17 protein-coding genes and 1 pseudogene are annotated in these 18,352 nt (G+C 72.7%); 14 read left to right on the plus strand and 4 right to left on the minus strand.

The window, feature by feature from the left end; all coding sequences use genetic code 11:
* The first annotated feature begins 75 nt into the window (after positions 1-75).
* The 3 genes from ACIP4Z_RS28105 to ACIP4Z_RS28115 all read left to right on the plus strand — a co-directional run bounded on the left by ACIP4Z_RS28105 (position 76) and on the right by ACIP4Z_RS28115 (position 4,031).
* Positions 76-867: a metalloregulator ArsR/SmtB family transcription factor gene (locus ACIP4Z_RS28105; RefSeq protein WP_355341338.1), complete on the plus strand. Its 792-nt coding sequence runs from the start codon at positions 76-78 to the stop codon at positions 865-867.
* Between the two features lie 210 nt (positions 868-1,077).
* On the plus strand, positions 1,078-1,434 hold the full coding sequence (locus ACIP4Z_RS28110) for a VOC family protein (RefSeq protein WP_355340944.1): 357 nt from the start codon (positions 1,078-1,080) through the stop codon (positions 1,432-1,434).
* A gap of 74 nt (positions 1,435-1,508) precedes the next feature.
* The gene (locus tag ACIP4Z_RS28115) at positions 1,509-4,031 is read left to right on the plus strand and encodes an ATP-binding cassette domain-containing protein (RefSeq protein WP_401312724.1); all 2,523 of its coding nucleotides are present in this window, start codon (positions 1,509-1,511) and stop codon (positions 4,029-4,031) included.
* A gap of 182 nt (positions 4,032-4,213) precedes the next feature.
* Here the strand turns inward: ACIP4Z_RS28115 and mftR are convergent, their stop codons facing one another.
* A complete protein-coding gene (mftR, locus tag ACIP4Z_RS28120; RefSeq protein WP_355340949.1) occupies positions 4,214-4,792 on the minus strand; it encodes a mycofactocin system transcriptional regulator in 579 nt (192 codons plus the stop codon).
* A 160-nt stretch (positions 4,793-4,952) separates the two neighbouring features.
* Here mftR and mftA point away from each other — a divergent pair, with 160 nt between their 5' ends.
* The 10 genes from mftA to mftF all read left to right on the plus strand — a co-directional run bounded on the left by mftA (position 4,953) and on the right by mftF (position 14,238).
* Positions 4,953-5,084, plus strand: a complete 132-nt coding sequence (mftA, locus tag ACIP4Z_RS28125; protein WP_188281158.1) for a mycofactocin precursor MftA — start codon at positions 4,953-4,955, stop codon at positions 5,082-5,084.
* An 11-nt stretch (positions 5,085-5,095) separates the two neighbouring features.
* On the plus strand, positions 5,096-5,410 hold the full coding sequence (gene mftB, locus ACIP4Z_RS28130) for a mycofactocin biosynthesis chaperone MftB (RefSeq protein WP_355340952.1): 315 nt from the start codon (positions 5,096-5,098) through the stop codon (positions 5,408-5,410).
* A gap of 5 nt (positions 5,411-5,415) precedes the next feature.
* Positions 5,416-6,666, plus strand: a complete 1,251-nt coding sequence (mftC, locus tag ACIP4Z_RS28135) for a mycofactocin radical SAM maturase (protein ID WP_401312729.1) — start codon at positions 5,416-5,418, stop codon at positions 6,664-6,666.
* A gap of 125 nt (positions 6,667-6,791) precedes the next feature.
* The gene (locus ACIP4Z_RS28140) at positions 6,792-7,625 is read left to right on the plus strand and encodes a mycofactocin-coupled SDR family oxidoreductase (RefSeq protein WP_355340958.1); all 834 of its coding nucleotides are present in this window, start codon (positions 6,792-6,794) and stop codon (positions 7,623-7,625) included.
* 115 nt (positions 7,626-7,740) lie between these two features.
* Complete coding sequence (locus ACIP4Z_RS28145) at positions 7,741-8,577, plus strand: mycofactocin-coupled SDR family oxidoreductase (RefSeq protein ID WP_401312733.1); 837 nt, start codon at positions 7,741-7,743, stop codon at positions 8,575-8,577.
* A 39-nt stretch (positions 8,578-8,616) separates the two neighbouring features.
* Entirely contained in the window at positions 8,617-9,558 is a 942-nt protein-coding gene (locus ACIP4Z_RS28150) for a MoxR family ATPase (RefSeq protein ID WP_355340964.1), read from the plus strand.
* Positions 9,559-9,564: 6 nt separating this feature from the next.
* Complete coding sequence (locus ACIP4Z_RS28155; protein WP_401312736.1) at positions 9,565-10,545, plus strand: VWA domain-containing protein; 981 nt, start codon at positions 9,565-9,567, stop codon at positions 10,543-10,545.
* A gap of 138 nt (positions 10,546-10,683) precedes the next feature.
* On the plus strand, positions 10,684-11,919 hold the full coding sequence (gene mftD / locus ACIP4Z_RS28160) for a pre-mycofactocin synthase MftD (RefSeq protein ID WP_401312739.1): 1,236 nt from the start codon (positions 10,684-10,686) through the stop codon (positions 11,917-11,919).
* Position 11,920: 1 nt separating this feature from the next.
* Positions 11,921-12,712 (plus strand): mycofactocin biosynthesis peptidyl-dipeptidase MftE, encoded by a 792-nt coding sequence (gene mftE, locus ACIP4Z_RS28165; RefSeq protein WP_401312742.1) that lies wholly within the window; start codon positions 11,921-11,923, stop codon positions 12,710-12,712.
* Positions 12,709-14,238, plus strand: coding sequence for a mycofactocin biosynthesis glycosyltransferase MftF (mftF, locus tag ACIP4Z_RS28170; RefSeq protein WP_401312745.1), 1,530 nt, complete (start codon positions 12,709-12,711; stop codon positions 14,236-14,238). Before mftE ends, mftF begins: the two co-directional genes overlap by 4 nt.
* A 3-nt stretch (positions 14,239-14,241) precedes the next feature.
* Here mftF and mftG read toward each other — a convergent pair whose 3' ends face one another.
* Together mftG and ACIP4Z_RS28180 are read right to left on the minus strand one after the other, a co-directional pair.
* The gene (gene mftG / locus ACIP4Z_RS28175) at positions 14,242-15,801 is read right to left on the minus strand and encodes a mycofactocin system GMC family oxidoreductase MftG (RefSeq protein ID WP_401312748.1); all 1,560 of its coding nucleotides are present in this window, start codon (positions 15,799-15,801) and stop codon (positions 14,242-14,244) included.
* A gap of 82 nt (positions 15,802-15,883) precedes the next feature.
* On the minus strand, positions 15,884-17,095 hold the full coding sequence (locus tag ACIP4Z_RS28180; protein WP_401312751.1) for an MFS transporter: 1,212 nt from the start codon (positions 17,093-17,095) through the stop codon (positions 15,884-15,886).
* A 61-nt stretch (positions 17,096-17,156) separates the two neighbouring features.
* Between ACIP4Z_RS28180 and ACIP4Z_RS28185 the strand changes: the two genes are divergently transcribed.
* On the plus strand, positions 17,157-18,128 hold the full coding sequence (locus tag ACIP4Z_RS28185; RefSeq protein WP_401312754.1) for an ArsR/SmtB family transcription factor: 972 nt from the start codon (positions 17,157-17,159) through the stop codon (positions 18,126-18,128).
* A 27-nt stretch (positions 18,129-18,155) separates the two neighbouring features.
* On the opposite strand, the pseudogene ACIP4Z_RS28190 reads toward ACIP4Z_RS28185, so the two are convergent.
* Positions 18,156-18,352 (minus strand): annotated as a pseudogene (locus ACIP4Z_RS28190) (cation:proton antiporter); the annotation flags it as partial.

Here is an 18,352-nt window from a genome sequence, read left to right on the forward strand (position 1 = left end):
GCCCCTGACCTGCGTCGTTGACAATAGGCAGGCAGATACCTGCATAATGGAGAGGTGAGCCCAGAACCGAGCGAGATGGACCCGGTCTTCAAAGCACTGGCCGACCCGACCAGGCGACTCCTGCTGGACCGGCTGCGGGAACAGAACGGTCAGACGCTGCGTGAGCTGTGCGAGCGTCTCGGCATGGCCCGCCAGTCGGTGACGCAGCATCTCGACCTGCTCGGGCAGGCCAATCTCGTGACCGTGGTGCGCCGTGGGCGGGAGCGGCTGCATTACCTGAATCCGGCGCCCATCCACGACATCGAGGAACGCTGGATCTCGGGGTTCGACAAGCCCCGGCTGCGGGCCCTGAGCGCCATCAAGAACCTGGCAGAGGAGTACGCCATGACCGACGAATCCGTATCCGTACCGACCTATGTCTACGTCACCTACATCCGGGCGACGCCCGAGCAGGTGTGGCGTGCCCTCACCGACGCCGATCTGACCGCGCGGTACTGGGGACACGCCAACGTCTCGGACTGGCGGCCGGGCTCGGCCTGGGAGCACCGCCGCGCCGACGGCTCGGGCGCCGTGGACGCCGTCGGCCAGGTGCGGGAGGCCGAGCCGCCCACGCGCCTGGTCCTCACCTTCGAGGACTCCGTCGGCAAGGAGCCGCCGCGCGAGCCGTCGGAGGTCACCTTCCTCGTCGAGCCGCACCAGGACATCGTGCGGCTGACCGTGACCCACGAGAAGCTGGCCAATACGGACATGTTCAACGGCATCTCGCGGGGCTGGCCCGCCGTGCTGGCCAACCTCAAGTCGCTGCTCGAAACCGGTGAGGTGCTGCCGCAGGCGCCCTGGGAGATGTCCCCCACCGCCCGCGCCTGAGCACACCGGGCGCGGGGCCCCGGCCACCGGGCCTCGGGCCCCGGCGGGAAAGGGCCGGTCACGAGGGCGGCGCGGGACCGGTCAGGAATGGAGAAGCGAATCCCGGCGCCCGCCCGTAGCGTGAATCGCATGGACGCCGAGCCCCAGAACGTTTGGGGAACTCGGCACGGAAACACCGGGTCCATGCGGCCCGCGACCACAGGAGCGATCATGACCGGCACCACCACCCAGGGCATCAAGACAGTGCTGCACCCCGTGTCCGACCTGCCGAAGGCGAAGGCGGTGTACGCGGCGCTGCTCGGCATCGAGCCGCAGACCGACGAGTCGTACTACGTGGGCTTCGAGACCGGGGACCAACACATCGGGCTGGTGCCGGGCGGCGGCCCGCAGGGTCTGACGTCCCCGGTGGTGTACTGGGAGGTGTCGGACATCGAGGCGAAGCTGGCCGAGCTGACCGCCGCGGGCGCCACCGTGAAGGACGCGGCGTCGGACGTGGGCGGCGGCCGGCTGGTGGCCACCGTCACCGACCCCGACGGCAATGTCCTCGGTATCCTCCAGGACCGATGACCGCCGACCCGCGCGAGTCCGGCCACGCGCCGGGGGACGACGCCCGCCGGTCGACCTGACGTCATGGAGAGACGATGAGCACGGCGAAGAAGACGGCCAGGCCGACAGCCGCGGCAACCACCAAGACCGCCAGGACCGCCAGGACCGCCAAGCCGGCCAGGACTGCCGCACCCGTCGGCGCGGACGAGACCGCGGAAAGCGCCGGGGCGACCCGGGCGTCCGCGGTGCGTCCGGCCGACAGCCACGACCTGATCCGTGTGCACGGCGCGCGGGTGAACAATCTGAAAGACGTCAGCATCGAAATCCCCAAGCGCCGTCTGACGGTGTTCACGGGGGTCTCCGGTTCCGGCAAGAGCTCGCTGGTGTTCAGCACGATCGCCGCCGAGTCGCAGCGGCTGATCAATGAGACCTACAGCGCCTTCGTGCAGGGCTTCATGCCGACCACGGCACGCCCCGACGTCGACGTGCTGGACGGGCTGACCACGGTGATCACCGTCGACCAGCAGCGGATGGGCGCCGACCCGCGGTCGACGGTCGGCACCGCCACCGACGCGAACGCGATGCTGCGGATCCTCTTCAGCCGCCTCGGCACGCCCCACATCGGCCCGCCCGGCGCGTACGCGTTCAACGTCCCCTCGGTCAGCGCGAGCGGCGCGATCACCGTGGAGCGCGGCTCGAAGACGGCGGTGAAGGCGACCTTCCACCGGACCGGCGGCATGTGCACGCGCTGCGAGGGCCGGGGCACGGTCTCCGACATCGACCTCGCACAGCTCTACGACGACACGAAGTCGCTCTCCGAAGGCGCGATCACCATCCCCGGCTACGGCTCGGACGGCTGGAACATGCGGCTGTACAAGGAGTCCGGCTTCGTCGACCCGGACAAGCCGATCCGCAAGTACACCAAGAGGGAGCTGCACGACTTCCTGCACCGCGAGCCGACCCGAATGAAGATCGCGGGCATCAACATGACGTACGAGGGGCTGATCCCCCGGATCCAGAAGTCGATGCTCTCCAAGGACACGGAGGCGATGCAGCCGCACATCCGGGCGTTCGTGGAGCGGGCGGTCGCCTTCGCCACCTGCCCAGAGTGCGACGGCACCCGGCTCAGCGAGGGCGCCAGGTCCTCGAAGATCAAGCGGATCAGCATCGCCGACGCCTGCGCGATGCAGATCAGTGACCTGGCCGAGTGGGTCCGCGAGCTGAAGGAGCCCTCGGTCGCCCCGCTGCTGACCGCGCTGCTCCGGACCCTCGACTCGTTCGTGGAGATCGGCCTCGGCTATCTCGCGCTCGACCGGCCCGCGGGCACGCTGTCCGGCGGCGAGGCGCAGCGCGTGAAGATGATCCGGCACCTCGGGTCGGCGCTCACCGACATCACGTACGTCTTCGACGAGCCGACCGCCGGTCTGCACCCGCACGACATCCAGCGGATGAACGACCTGCTGCTGCGGCTGCGGGACAAGGGCAACACGGTGCTCGTCGTGGAGCACAAGCCGGAGACGATCGCCATCGCCGACCATGTGGTCGACCTGGGGCCCGGCGCCGGTACGGCGGGCGGCACGGTCTGCTTCGAGGGCGGCCTCGACGGGCTGCGGACCAGCGGCACCCTCACCGGGCGGCACTTCGACGACCGGTCCTCGCTCAAGAAGACGGTCCGCGAACCGGCCGGCGCGCTGGAGATCCGCGGCGCGACCACGAACAATCTGCGCGGTGTCGACGTCGATGTCCCCCTCGGCGTGCTGGTCGTCGTGACCGGTGTCGCGGGCTCCGGCAAGAGCTCGCTCATCCACGGCTCGCTGGTCAAGGGCGCGCAGGTCAAGGGCGCCGACGGTACGGCGGTGGTGTCGATCGACCAGGGCGCGATCCGCGGCTCGCGGCGGTCCAACCCGGCCACGTACACCGGGCTGCTCGACCCGATCCGCAAGGCGTTCGCGAAGGCCAACGGGGTGAAGCCCGCGCTGTTCAGCGCCAACTCCGAGGGCGCGTGCCCGACGTGCAACGGCGCGGGCGTCGTCTACACCGACCTGGGGATGATGGCCGGGGTCGCGACCACGTGCGAGGAGTGCGAGGGGAAGCGGTTCGAGGCGTCGGTGCTCGACTACCGCTTCGGCGGGCGCGACATCAGCGAGGTGCTGGCGATGTCGGTGGCCGAGGCCGAGGAGTTCTTCGGCGGTGGCGAGGCGCACACCCCCGCGGCGCACGCCGTCCTGCGGCGCCTGGCCGATGTGGGCCTGGGCTATCTGGGCATCGGCCAGCCGCTCACCACGCTGTCCGGTGGCGAGCGGCAGCGGCTGAAGCTGGCCACGCACATGTCGGACAAGGGCGGTGTGTATGTGCTGGACGAGCCGACCACCGGCCTGCACCTGGCCGATGTGGAGCAACTGCTGGGCCTGCTGGACCGGTTGGTCGATTCCGGCAAGTCCGTCGTCGTCATCGAGCACCATCAGGCGGTGATGGCGCACGCCGACTGGATCATCGACCTGGGCCCCGGCGCGGGTCACCACGGCGGCCGGGTCGTCTTCGAGGGCACCCCCGCCGACCTGGTCGCGGACGCCTCGACCCTCACCGGGGAACACCTCGCGGCGTACGTCGGCGCCTGACGTACCCGTCGCGGACGCCCGACCTTGCGGTGCGCTCACGCCAACGGCGGCCAGGCGCACCGCGGTTGGCCGAGGACATGCTCAACAGCCGCGACCGAGGCCCGACTCAGCGCCCTTCGCCGGGAGCCGCGCTCGAACCCCTGGACCCGAGCCCGGCTCAACGCCCTTGCCCACAGCGCGGCTCAGCGCCCTTCGCCGGAGAAGGTCTCGCCGAGGATGTCGAAGGCCGAGCCCAGCAGGGCCGGCAGATCCGCGTCCTCGTCCTTGAGCCACTGCTCGTAGGCCGACAGCGAGGCGGCCAGCGCCGCCCAGGCGATCACCTGCGGCCGCATGTCGTCCTCGTCCACCCCGAGCCTGCGGGCGGCGTACTCGGCGATGGCCTGCCGCCAGGTGGCGTACCGCAGCGTGGAGTGCGCGACCAGCGTCGGCACGTTCAGCAGCAGGGACATCCGCAGCCGGTGGTCCTGGACGACGCTGGCCGGGAAGCGGTTGAACTCCACGATGGCGCCGCGCAGCGCCTCGGCCAGCGCCATGTCCGGCGGGGTGCGCTGGAGGTAGCGGCGCATCCGTTCCACCAGCGCGTCGAAGTCGCCCCAGGGCACGTCGTTCTTGGACGGGAAGTAGCGGAAGAACGTCCGGCGGCCGATGCCGCAGGCGGCGGCGATGTCGTCCACCGTCGTCTCGGCGAAGCCGCGCTCGGCGAACAGCTCCAGCGCCACATGGCTCAGCTCGTCCACCGTCGTGGAGGGCTGACGCCCCATGCGAGTGCTGGTCGACGGCGGTTTCGGAGCGTCGGCTGGGGACCTCACGGATTTTCCTTCTTCCATTTGGCACCGGGTGCCATTAGTCTGAACATTATTGAAGGCACGGCGGACGACAACAACCCCGCCTGCGACCATCGCCCGACTGAGGAGCCATGGTATGGAAGAGCTTCAGCTCAAGGAGCCCGGCGAGCCGCGTGCCGCCGACGAGGATGTCACCGCGGATTCCGTGATCGAGGCCGACGACCTGGTCGAAGAGGTCTCGATCGACGGCATGTGCGGCGTCTACTGAGCCGCCCCGCCATGAGCGGCACGGACCGTCCGGTGAACACCCCGGACCCGGCGCCCGGCATGGATCTCGACCGCCCCTGGGATCTGCACCCGCAGGTCTCAGTCCGGCCGGAACCGTTCGGCGCCCTGCTGTACCACTTCGGAACGCGCAAACTCTCGTTCCTCAAGGACCGGCGACTGCTGTCGGTCGTCCAGTCCCTCAAGGACTCCCCCACGGCACGGGCCGCCTGCTCGGCGGCCGGGGTCACCGAAGCCGACGTGCCGCGGTACGGCCGCGCCCTCGCGACCCTCGCCAGGTCGTCGATGGTGGTGGAAAGGACCCCGTGAGCCCCATGACCACGACGACCACGGATGCCCCCGCCCGCGCTCCCGGCGCCGAACGGCTGGTGGACCTGTTCGAGTACGGACTCGACGCGCCCATCTGCCTGACCTGGGAGCTGACCTACGCCTGCAATCTGTCCTGCACGCACTGCCTGTCCAGCTCCGGCCGCCGCGATCCGCGCGAACTCACCACGGCCGAGGCCGAGGCGGTGATCGACGAGCTGGAACGCATGCAGGTCTTCTACGTCAACATCGGCGGCGGCGAGCCCACGGTCCGCCCCGACTTCTGGGAGTTGGTCGACTACGCCACCGCCCACCACGTGGGCGTGAAGTTCTCCACCAACGGCGTCCGGATCACCCCGGAGGTCGCGGCCCGGCTGGCCGAGAACTCCTACGTCGACGTGCAGATCTCCCTCGACGGCGCGACCGCCGAGGTCAACGACGCCGTCCGCGGCCCCGGTTCGTACGACACCGCGCTGCGCGCCATGGCGAATCTGTCCGCCGCCGGGATGCGGAACTTCAAGCTGTCCGTGGTGTGCACCCGGCACAACATCCCCCAGATGGACGAGTTCAAGGCCATCGCCGACCGGTACGGGGCCCAGCTCCGGCTGACCCGGCTGCGCCCGTCCGGGCGCGGCGCCGACGTCTGGGACGAGCTGCACCCGACGCGTGACCAGCAGCGCGAGCTGTACGACTGGCTGGTGGCGCACGGCGACAGCGTGCTGACCGGTGACTCCTTCTTCCACCTGTCCGCCTACGGGCAGGCGCTGCCCGGCCTGAATCTGTGCGGCGCCGGACGCGTGGTGTGCCTGATCGACCCGGTCGGGGACGTCTACGCCTGCCCGTTCGCGATCCACGAGGAGTTCCTGGCCGGGAACATCCGGCAGCCCGGCGGCTTCACCGAGGTATGGCGCGAGTCCGAGCTGTTCCGCGGCCTGCGCGAGCCCCAGTCGGGCGGCGCCTGCGCCTCCTGCCAGTTCTTCGACACCTGCAAGGGCGGGTGCATGGCGGCCAAGTTCTTCACCGGCCTGCCGCTGGACGGGCCGGACCCGGAGTGCGTGCAGGGCTACGGCGAGGAACTGCTCGCGAACCGTACGCAGCACACACCCGTCCCGAAGTCGTCCGTCGACCACTCACACCGTACTTCCCCCGCACCGCGCCGGGGACCGGTCCCGCTGACCCTCACCCGTCGTGAGGATCTGGACCGGCCGCCCGTCAGCGACTGCGCGGAGGATCCGCTCGCCGGTTTCCGTCCGGTCTGAGCACTCCGGGACCGCCCCACCGGCCCGGCCGCCGGTTCCGGTCACGGAACCCGGCCACCGTATCGATTCCGCACACCTCGGGGACATCACTCACAGTAATCAACCCGTAACGAAAGGTGCACGCAATGGGGCGTGTAGAAGGAAAGGTCGCATTCATCACCGGAGCCGCGCGCGGTCAGGGCCGCAGCCACGCGGTGCGGCTGGCGCAGGAGGGCGCGGACATCATCGCGGTGGACATCTGCGAGGACGTGCCGAGCGCCGGTTACCCGGGCGCCACCGACGAGGACCTGGCCGAGACCGTACGGCAGGTGGAGAAGCTGGACCGCCGGATCGTGGCCACGAAGGCGGACGTCCGTGACTTCGGGGCGCTGAAGGCCGCCGTGGACGACGGTGTGGCGCAGCTCGGACGGCTCGACATCGTCGCGGCGAACGCCGGGATCGGCGTCATACCCGACACCCTCGACGTACTGGACGCCCAGCGCTGGCGCGATGTCATCGACATCAATCTGACGGGCGTGTGGAAGACCGCGAAGGCGGCGATCCCGCACCTCAAGGCGGGCGGGCGCGGCGGCTCGATCATCCTGACCAGCTCGGAGGCGGGCCTGCGCGCGTATCCGCACGCGGGTCACTACGTGGCCGCCAAGCACGGCGTCGTCGGCCTGATGCGCACGCTCGCGCTGGAGCTGGCCCCGGACAGCATCCGGGTCAACAGCATCCATCCGACCCAGGTCGACACGGCCATGATCCAGAACGAGATGACCTACAAGCTGTTCCGTCCCGACCTGGAGCACCCGACCGCGGAGGACTTCGCCGAGGTCTCGCGGTCGGTCATCGCGCTGCCCATCCCGTGGGTGGAGCCGGTGGACATCTCCAACGCCCTGCTGTGGCTGGCCTCGGACGAGGGCCGGTACGTCACCGGGGTCACGCTGCCCGTCGACGGCGGCAACTTCCTCAAGTAGGGCCGCGAGCCAGGCGGTTCGCGGCAGAACGCGACACGGCTCACGGGGATCAGCGGGGGTTCACGGGGGTTCGCAGAACGACAGCGTCATCGAAAGAGAAAGAGGTGAACACGCAATGGGGCGTGTAGAGGGAAAGGTCGCACTCGTCACCGGGGCCGCCCGTGGTCAGGGCCGCAGCCACGCGATACGCCTGGCGCAGGAGGGCGCGGACATCATCGCCGTCGACGTCGTGTCGCAGATCGACTCGGTGCCGTACCCGATGGCGACGCCCGACGACCTCGCGGAGACCGTACGCGAGGTGGAGAAGCTGGACCGGCGGATCGTCGCCGCACAGGCGGACGTCCGTGACTTCGAGGCGCTGAAGGCAGCCGTGGACACCGGGGTCGCGCAGCTCGGACGGCTCGACATCGTCTCGGCGAACGCGGGCATCTTCAGCTTCGGCACCATGTCGGAGCTGGACGAGCAGGTGTTCCAGGACATGATCGACGTCAATCTCACCGGTGTGTGGCACACCGCGAAGGCGGCGATCCCGCACATCAAGGCGGGTGGCAACGGCGGTTCGATCGTGCTGACCAGCTCGACGGCCGGGCTGATGGCGATGGAGAACATCGGGCACTACGTCGCCGCCAAGCACGGTGTCGTCGGCCTGATGCGCACGCTGGCGCTGGAGTTGGCCCCGGACAGCATCCGGGTCAACAGCGTGCACCCCACGTCGGTCGACACCCCGATGATCCAGAATTCGGCGACGTACGAGCTGTTCGCGTCCGACCTGCCGGTGGCCGAGCGGACCAAGGAGAATCTCGGCCCGCGCTTCGGTTCGATGAACGCGCTGCCGATCCCGTGGGTCGAGCCGGTCGACATCTCCAACGCGGTGCTGTGGCTGGCCTCGGACGAGGCGCGGTACGTCACCGGCGTCACCCTGCCGATCGACGCGGGCCAGACGGCCAAGTAGCGGGTCCGTCAGCCACGTCGAGCGTAGGGAGCGCGAACGATGACCACACTGCGGACGGTACGGGACGCCGGGGCCGGCTCCGGCGTCGCGGCGGCCGGGGAGCGGATCGCCTCGCGCATCGTCGGCCGCGAGCGCGAGCTGGAACTCGCGCTCGCGACCGTCGGCGCCGGGCGGGATCTCGTCCTGGAGGGCCCGCCCGGCACCAGCAAGACCACCATGCTCAAGGCGATCACCGAGGAGTGGGGCATCCCGCTGGTGTTCGTGGAGGGCAACGCCGATCTGACCCCGGCCAAGCTGGTCGGGCACCACAATCCCGCGCGGGTGCTGCGGGAGGACTACAGCGCCGACAACTTCGTGGCGGGGCCGCTGGTCCAGGCGATGCGCACCGGCGGGTTCCTCTACATCGAGGAGTTCAACCGCGCCCCCGAGGACACCCTCAACACCCTGCTGTCGGCGATGGCCGACCGCGCGGTCGAGGTGCCCAGGGTCGGCCTGGTCACCGCCGAGCCGTCGTTCCGGGTCATCGCCTCGATGAACCCCAGTGACGACATCGGCACCACCCGGCTGTCGGCGGGCGTCAGCGACCGGCTCAACCGGATCGTGGTCGGCTACCAGGACGCCGCCGCGGAGGAGGACATCGTCACGCTGCGCGCCGCGCTGTCCGGTCCGCTCGCGGACCGGATCGTGCCCGACGCCGTCGCGGTGACCCGGGCCACCCGCGCGCACCCGGATCTGCGTCAGGGCAGCAGCGTGCGGGGCGCGATCGACTGCGCGCTGGTCGCCGACGGCCTGATGACGATGCGCGGCCTGAGCGGACCGGACGACGACCGCTACCCGGAGAGCTTCTACGACGCGATGACGGTCTCGCTGTCCGGCCGGATCCGGCTGGACGACGCGGCGGAGACCACCGCGGAACGCGTCCTGCGGGAGATCTGGGAGGACCGCTTCGTGCTGGATCCGGCGCGGGCGGAGCCCGGATGAAGAGCGGTGGAGGCCGACTCGCCCGTACGGCGGCGCGAACCGGCGTCCACGGACCGGTCGCGGCGACCGCTGCGCCGTATCCCCAAGACACTCGACGAGGAGCCGAAGGTGTTCGAAGCGGTGGCGGGCACGGGAGGCACGGTGCTGCGCGCCCGCTCGCGCGGCGCCGGTCCCGCGCGCCCGCGGCCGACCCGCTCGGCGGCCGACTTCACCGACGAGCGGGGGGAGCTGCTCAGCGGCCCGGACGACACCGAGCCGGTGGACCCCGCGGTGCGGGCGCGGGCCCGCGAGATCGCCGCGCGGCTGTCCCTGCCGAAGCCGAAGCGGGCGCGCGGCGGACGGCCGGCCGCTTCGGGGCGGCTGGCCAGCCTCCCGTACCGGCAGCGGGGCAGCGACATCGACCTGGATCCGACGCTGGAACGGCTGGCGGAGCGGCCGGTCCCCGACGACGAGGACGTCTTCGTCTTCGAGCGGGTCCGCGCGCCCCGCTCCGTCGTGCTCGCGGTGGACCTGTCGGGGTCGATGAAGGGCGAGCGGGTACGTACCGCGGCGGCGACCGTGGGCGCGCTCGCGGCCGAGCTGGAGTCCGAGGCACTGGCCGTCGTCGCCTTCTGGTCGGACGCGGCGGTCCTGCTCGAACTGGGCGACCCGGTCAGGCCGATGGAGCTGCTGGACGCGATGCTGCGCATCCCGGCCAGGGGCCTGACCAATGTGGCCTTCCCGCTGGAACTCGCCGCCGCCCGGCTGGCGTCGGTGCCGCGGCGCGGCGCGCGGGTGCTGCTGCTGTCGGACTGCGTCCACAACGCGGGGCCGGACCCGCGCCCGGCGGCGGCCCGGCTGCCGCGGCTGGACGTGCTGCTCGACACGAGCGGTGAGAAGGACGTCGAATTGGGCGCGGAACTGGCCAGGGCCGGGCACGGCACCTTTCACCGCATCCGCACCCACCACGACATCGCACCGGCTCTCAGGGAGGTCTTCCGCACATGAACGGCGCGTGGAGGCACGTTCGCCCGGGGCACGTGAGGAGCGGCTGACCCGCGCCTCAGCGGCGCACGGGCGGCACCTGACGCTCACGGACATGGACCGGCCCCGAAGGACCGGCTCCGAGACGAAGAGGAACACGCAATGAGCAGGAATCCCTGGTTCGAGACCGTCGCCGAGGCGCAGCGCCGGGCAAAGAAGCAACTACCGAGTTCGGTCTACGGAGCCCTGGTCGCGGGCTCGGAGCGCGGCCGGACCATCGATGACAACATCGAGGCGTTCGCCGAACTGGGCTTCGCGCCGCGGGTGGTGGGCCATCACGCCGAGCGCGACCTGTCGACGACGGTGCTGGGGATCCCGACGTCGATGCCCGTGGTGATCTCGCCGACCGGTGTGCAGGCCGTGCACCCGGACGGCGAGGTGGCCGTCGCGCGGGCCGCCGCGAACCGGGGCGTGATCATGGGGCTCAGCTCCTTCGCCAGCAAGCCGGTCGAGGAGGTCGCCGAGGCGAACGAGAACACCTTCTTCCAGATGTACTGGACCGGCACCCGCGAGTCGATGGTGCAGCGGATGGACCGGGCCAGGGCCGCCGGGGCCAAGGCGCTGATCTCCACGCTCGACTGGTCCTTCTCCAACGGGCGCGACTGGGGCAGTCCTTCGATCCCGGAGAAGCTGGACTTCAAGACGATGCTGAAGTTCGCGCCGAACGTGGCGCCGCACCCGGCCTGGCTGATGCGGTTCCTCAAATCCCGTCGGCTCCCCGACCTCACCGCGCCCAACCTCCGCCCGCCGGGCGGCGCGGCGCCCACCTTCTTCGGCGCCTACTACGAGTGGATGCAGACGGCGCCGCCCACCTGGGACGACGTGAAGTGGCTGCGCGAGGAGTGGGGCGGCCCGTTCCTGCTCAAGGGCGTGACGCGGGTGGACGACGCCAAGCGCGCGGTCGACGCCGGGGTCAGCGGGATCTCGGTGTCCAACCACGGCGGCAACAACCTGGACACGACACCGGGCACGATACGGATGCTGCCGTCGATCGCCGAGGCGGTGGGCGACCAGATCGAGGTCGTCCTCGACGGCGGCATCCGGCGCGGCGGCGACGTCGCCAAGGCGCTGGCGCTCGGCGCCCGCGCGGTGCTGATCGGCCGCGCCTACCTGTGGGGGCTCGCGGCCAACGGCCAGGCCGGGGTGGAGAACGTCCTGGACATCATGCGCGGCGGCCTGGACTCCGCGGTGCTGGGCCTGGGCCACTCGTCGGTGCACGAGCTGTCCCCCGACGACCTGGTGATCCCCGACGGCTTCACCAGGACACTCGGCGGCGGGCTCGTCGGCCGCGCGGGCGCCGCGGAGGCCGCGCCGCGCTCCAAGGACCCGATCCGCTGACATGCCGTCGACACCCGCGAACCGCGTGGGCCCCGGGAGCACGGCAGGACCCGCGGCCCCTTCCGACCTGGCGCACGCCGTCTGGCCGACGGTCCCGTTCGCGCCGCTGGTCCTGGTGCCGCTGGGCTCGACCGAGCAGCACGGGCCGCATCTGCCGCTGGGCACCGACGCCGCCATCGCGCGGGCGGTGGCCGAGCGGGTGGCGGCCGGGGCCCCGCCCGAGTGGCACACCCTGGTCGCGCCGACCATGGCCTACGGTTCGAGCGGCGAGCACGCGGGCTTCGCGGGCACCGTCTCGATCGGCCGCGAGGCCCTGACGGCGGTCCTCGTGGAGTCCGTGCGGTCGCTGGCGATGTGGGCCGGGCGGATCGTCTTCGTCAACGGGCACGGCGGCAATGTCGCCACGCTCGCCGAGGCGGTCGTCCTGCTGCGCGCCGAGGGCCACCACGTCGCGTGGGTGCCGTGCGTGGCGCCCGACGCGGATCCGCACGCCGGACGGTGGGAGACCTCGGTCATGCTCCACCTGGCGCCCGGGGACGTGCGGACCGCGCAGGCCGTCGCCGGGGACACCCGGCCGCTCGCGGACCTCATGCCCGACCTGGTCGCGGGCGGTGTGCTGGCGGTCTCGCCGTCCGGGGTCCTCGGCGACCCGGCGGGGGCGTCCGCCGAAGAAGGAGAGAAGGCGATGACGTACATGGTCACCACGGCCACCCGGCTGATCGCCGAAGGGTCCGCCGACACCCGCGGCCGACTGGTCGACGCCGAAGCGGTGGACGGGACGGTGACCGAATGACCGCGGAACCGGCGGGGCGCGCGCCCGAGGGCGACGGCGGTACGGGTGCGCCGGACGGCAAGCGCGGCGCCGGCGCTCCGGACGGCAGGAGCGGTACGGGCGCGCCCGGCGGGACCGCGCGGCTGCCCGGCGGCTTCGTGGTCGCGCTCAACCGCCACACCCGCGTCATCGACGGCGGCCGTGCCCTGCTCGGCGGCTTCCCGACCCGGCTCGTCCGGCTGACCCCCCGCGCCCGCCCGCTGCTGGCCGACGACCGTACGGTGCGCGTCCGGGACGCGGCGAGCGGCGTCCTCGCCGACCGGCTGCTCGACAACGGCATGGCGTACCCGGTCGTTCACGACCTGCCGCAGAATCCCGACCCGCGGCACACCTTCGTCGTGCCCGTCCACGAGCGGGCGGCGCAACTCGACCGGCTGCTCACCAGCATCGGCCCCGGCCAGCGCGTCGTCGTCGTGGACGACGGATCGCGGCACGCCGACGACATCGAGGACACCGCCGTCAAGCACGGCGCCCAACTGGTCGTGCTGGAGCGGAACATGGGCCCGGCCGCGGCCCGCAACGCGGGGCTGCGGCTGGTCCGCACCCCCTATGTGGTCTTCGTGGACTCCGACATCGTGCTGCCCCCGGAGACCGTCCCCGTCCTGCTCCGGCACTTCACCGACCCCAAGGTCGGCATGGCCGTGCCGCGCATCACCGGGCTGCCGACCGCCGCGGCCACCGGCTGGATCGGCCGGTACGAGGCCGCCAGGTCCTCGCTCGACCTCGGCCGGGACCCGGCGGCCGTACGCCCGGGGACCCCCGTCTCCTGGGCCTCCACCGCGTGCAGCGTGGCGCGGGTGGACGCGATGGCGGACGGCTTCGACGCGGCCATGCGGGTCGGCGAGGACGTCGACCTGTGCTGGCGGCTGATCGAGGACGGCTGGCGCGTACGGTACGAGCCGTCGGTCCGCGCCGAGCACGAGCACCGCGTGCGGTTCACGGACTGGATGCTGCGCAAGGCGGCGTACGGCACGGGCGCGCATCCGCTGGCCGAGCGCCACCCCGAACTCATCGCCCCCGCCGTCCTCGCTCCTTGGGCGGGCGCGCTGTCCCTCGCGCTGCTGGCCCAGCGCCGCTGGTCGCTGCCGGTGGCGGGCGCCGTCTGCGGGATCACGACCGTACGGATCGCCCGCAAACTCAAGGGCGCCGACCACCCGGTACGGCTGGCCACCCGGCTCACCGCCAACGGCGCGGTCAGCGCCCTGTCCCAGACCGGCGCCCTGCTCACCCGCCACTGGTGGCCGCTGGCCGCCGTCGGCTGCGCGGTCTCCCCCCGGATCCGGCGCGCGGTCGCCGTCGCGTCGGTCGCCGACGTCGCCCTCGAATACCGTCCGGGCGAGGTCGGCCTCGACCCCCTGCGCTACGCCGCCGCCCGCCGCCTGGACGACCTCGCCTACGGCACGGGCGTCTGGCTCTCCGCGCTCAAGGGCCGCTCGACAGCGGCGCTGCGCCCGCGCCTGGGGTCCGGCAAGGGTGCCTCGGGCTGACGCTCACGCGCGGTCGTGGCGGATCGCGTCCGCGACGACCTCGCCGATCAGGACGGCGGTCGCCGCGGGACCGCGCAGGGGAGCGGCCGGAAGGATCGAGGTGTCCGCGACCCGCAGCCCCCGCACCCCGTGGACCCTGCCGTACTGGTCGACCACGGCGTGCCGGTCGTCGGCCGGACCCATGGGCGCGCTCGCGCAGGCGTGCACCGAGGTGCCGATACGGGCCCGGATCCACGCGTCGAGCAGGCCGTCGTCGGCCAGCGTCTCGTGGCCGGGCCCCGCCGTCGAGTCCGGCGCGACGACGGTACGGAAGGCGGGTGCGGCGATCAGTGCCGCGGTCGTCCGGACGCCCTCGCGCAGCCGCCGCCGGTCGTCGGGCGTCCGCAGATAGCCGTAGTCGACGGTCGGCGGCACCGCGGGGTCGGCGGAGACGATCCGCAGGCGTCCGCGCGGTCGCGGGGCCTGCGCGGAGACGAGGAAGGGCAGCGGCGCGCCGGGCAGCGACGTGCGGGCGCGGATCAGGGCCGCCATCGGCGTGAGCGACTGGAGGATTTCCAGGTCGCCCGCCGCGGGGCCGCCGCTCGACACCAGGTGGAGGGCGCCGCCGAGCCAACCGCCGTCGGCGGCGGGCACGTCGCGCACCGGGGTCCACTCCACGACGATCTGCGGGTGGTCGCTGAACGACCCGCCGACGCCGGGGGCGTCCCGCAGCACGGGGATGCCGAGGCGTTCGAGGTCCGCGCGCGGGCCGATGCCGGACAGCGCCAGCAGGTGCGGTGACCCGAAAGCGCCCGCGCACAGCACGACTTCACCCGCCGTGACGGTCTCCCGTACGCCGTCGCGTTCGGTCTCCACGCCGACCGCGCGGCCGTGCTCCACCAGGACTCGGCGGACGGTGCGGTCGCCGAGGACGGTGAGATTGGGGCGCCCGAGCGCGTCCTGGAGGTAGCCGACGGCGGTGTTGGCGCGTACGCCGTCGACCGCGTTCGACGGCACCGGGCCGAAGCCGGGCGCGCCCTGGTCGTTCTTGTCCGGCTCGGCCGGGAACCCCGACTCGCGGGCCGCCGCGCCGAACGCCGCGGCGGCGGGGTGGTCGAGCGCGGTCCGCCGCACCCGGACCGGGCCGTCCGCGCCGTGGACGGCGGACGCGCCGTAGTCCAGGTCGGTCTCCATCCGGCGCAGGAACGGCAGCATCCGGTCGAAGGACCAGGCGTCGTTGCCCGCCGCCGCCCACCGGTCGAAGTCGTCCCGCCGGGCCCGTACGAAATACCCGCCGTTGACGGTGGTCGAGCCGCCCAGGATCCTGCCGCGGCCGATCGTGTGGGGACGCTCGGGTGTCAGACGCGCCGGATACAGCCACAGCGGCGCCCCCCGCGCCCACGCCCCCGGTACGAGCCGCGCGTCCAGCAACTCCGGCGCGAAGGTTCTCGGCGCGGGCCCCGCCTCGATCAGCGCCACCGTCCGCCCCGCGTCCTCGCTCAGCCGCGCGGCCAACGGCCCCCCGCTCCCGCCTGCCCCGACCACCACGACATCGGCCCGCGCCACCCCGCTCGTCGGACCCACGCCCCGCCCCTTTCCCACCGGTTCACGGCCACCCTAGGCGAGCCCCCCTCCCGTTCCCGGTCGGCGCTCCCGCCGGGCCCGGTCAGGCGGACGGGCTCCGCGCCGGGGTCTCGCCGAGGGCCGGGCCTTCAGCGGTGGGGAGCGGGCGCAGGCCGGGGGCCAGGGCGAGGGTGACGGCTACGGAGGCGGTCGCCATCACGGTCATGGCGGTGGCGGGTGAGGTGCGCTGGGCGACAGCTCCCGCCAGGGTGGCGCCGACGCCCTGGAGTGTGAGCGTGCCGGAGGAGTGGAGGCCGAGGGCGTGGCCGCTGAGGGCGTCGGGGGTGAGGGACATGAGCCGTTCCTGGAGGAGGAGGCTCGCGGAGTAGCCGACGGAGGCGAGGACGACGGCGGTCACGGCGAGCGGCAGGGCGGGGTGGAGGGCGAAGGCGAGGTAGGGGGCGGCGAGCAGCAGCCGCAGCGGGGCGCCGAGGCGTTCGCGCCAACGGCGGGGCAGGAAGCGGCCGGTGAGGGTGTCGCCCGCGAGCATCCCGAGGGCCGCGCTGGCGAAGAGGAGCCCGGCGTGCCGGGGCGCGTAGGGGACGTAGAGGGATTCGCAGCCGACGATGAGCCCGTTGGGCACCCACAGGGCGAGGTAGACGTAGCGGCGGGGCACGGACGACCAGAGCAGGCCGTTGGTGCGCCAGGTGTCGGCGACCGAGGGGCGTCCCGCGGTACGCGGCGGGCGACCGCTCAGGCCGAGCCGGGCGACGGCCGCGGCGGCCAGGTAGAGCGCGGCGCCGGCCAGCAGGGTGCCGCGCGGGGACAGCACGGTGACCAGGACCCCGCCGACGGCGAAGCCGCAGATCTGCGTGGCGCCGACCGACATGTTGAGCACGGACCTGCCGAGCAGATAGCCGTCGCGCTCAAGGATCTCGTTGAGCAGCCCGTAGCGCACTCCGCCGCCCAGTGAGGCGATCAGCCCCTCGCCGAGGAGTACGGCGAAGGCCGCCCACACGGGCAGTTTCGGCACGGCCTGGGCGGCGGTGCACAGGCCGAAGAGCAGGGCGAGCCCGGCCGTCGCGGCGCGCGGCGGCAGCCGGTCGGCGGCCGACAGCAGTGTGGTCGCGCCGACGACCTGGACCAGCGCCGGGCCGAACATCGCCAGGGCGGACAGCAGCGGCGAGCCGGTCGCCGTGTAGATCAGCGTGCCCAGCGCGAGACCGCTCACCGTGGAGGCGGCCGTCGACAGCGAGCCGGTCGCGAACAGCGGCGTGAACTCCGGGGCGCGGAAGAGTTCTCGGTAGGTGCGCATGGACGGGGAGTCTCCGCAGGCCGGCCGGCCCGGCGTTAGAGTTTCGCGGGGAGGCGAAACGATGGGCTGGTGGCTGGTCAACGCAGACACCCTCGCGGGAGGCCGTTTCGTCGTCTCCCCGCTGGCCGAGACCGTCGCGAGCCTGCTCGACCTGGCGGGCGGCACGGCCGCGCACCCCGGCGAGAGCGCGTGGCTGCGCGCCCACCGGTCCGCGTACCGGCGCCGCCTGGCCGAGGACCCGGTCGCCGCGCTGATCGTGGGGGCCGGATTCCGGCCGACCTGGATCGCGGACTTCCTCATCCCCCCGCCGCGGGCCGAGGGCGAGCCGTCGATCGAGGCGGAGCTGGACCGTATCCGTACGACCCCGGCCGACGTCGCCCGCGCCGACCTGGCGATATCGCTGGGCGGACCGCTGCCCGCCTGGCTGCCCGAGGCCGATGTGCCCCGGCGGGCCGCGGATGTGATGCGGTGGGTGTGGACGGAGACGGTCCTGCCGTACTGGCCCCGGCGGCGCCGCGTTCTCGAGGCCGACATCGTGGCGCGCACCCGGCAGTTGAGCCAGGGCGGCTGGACGGCGGCGCTGGACGACATGCGGCCGGGGATGCGCTGGCTGGGCGAGGGACGGCTTCAGATCAACGCGTACGACAATCCGCCGCGCGAGATCTCCGGGGCGCGGCTGCTGTTCGTGCCGGTCACCCCGCGCCGCAGCTGGGTCTCCTGGGACCGGCCGCACCGCTACGCCGTGATCTACCCGTGCGCGGGCGTACTGGCCGAGCCGGACCCGCCCTCGGCGCCGGACGCCCTGCGCGCGCTGCTCGGGCCGGGGCGCGCGGCCGTCCTCGTCCTCCTGGACTCCCCCAAGAGCACCACCCAACTGGTCGCGCTCACCGGCCAGGGACTCGGCTCCGTCGGCCGCCATCTGAAGGTGCTCTTCGACGCCGGTCTGATCCGGCGCCGTCGCGCGGGGCGGTCGGTGCTCTACTACCGGACGGACGCCGGGGAGGTGCTGGTGCGCGCCCAGCGGCACGAGTGAGCCGTCGTCGCGGAGCGGGCGGGGCGCTCAGGAACGCGTGGCCGTCGTGTCGATCTGTTCCTCGGCCGGGCCGGGGGACGCGGCGGCGGCCGGGAGCGCGGCGCGGCGGCGCGCGTACGGGCCGATGGCCTCGGTGAGTTTGCGGGCGATCGGCTCGGTCCAGCGGGCGGTGAGCGGGCCGAGGACGACCAGGATCAGCACATACGCGGTGGCCAGCGGCCCGA

The sequence above is a fragment of the Streptomyces sp. NPDC088910 genome (assembly GCF_044749865.1).
GTDB lineage: Bacteria > Actinomycetota > Actinomycetes > Streptomycetales > Streptomycetaceae > Actinacidiphila.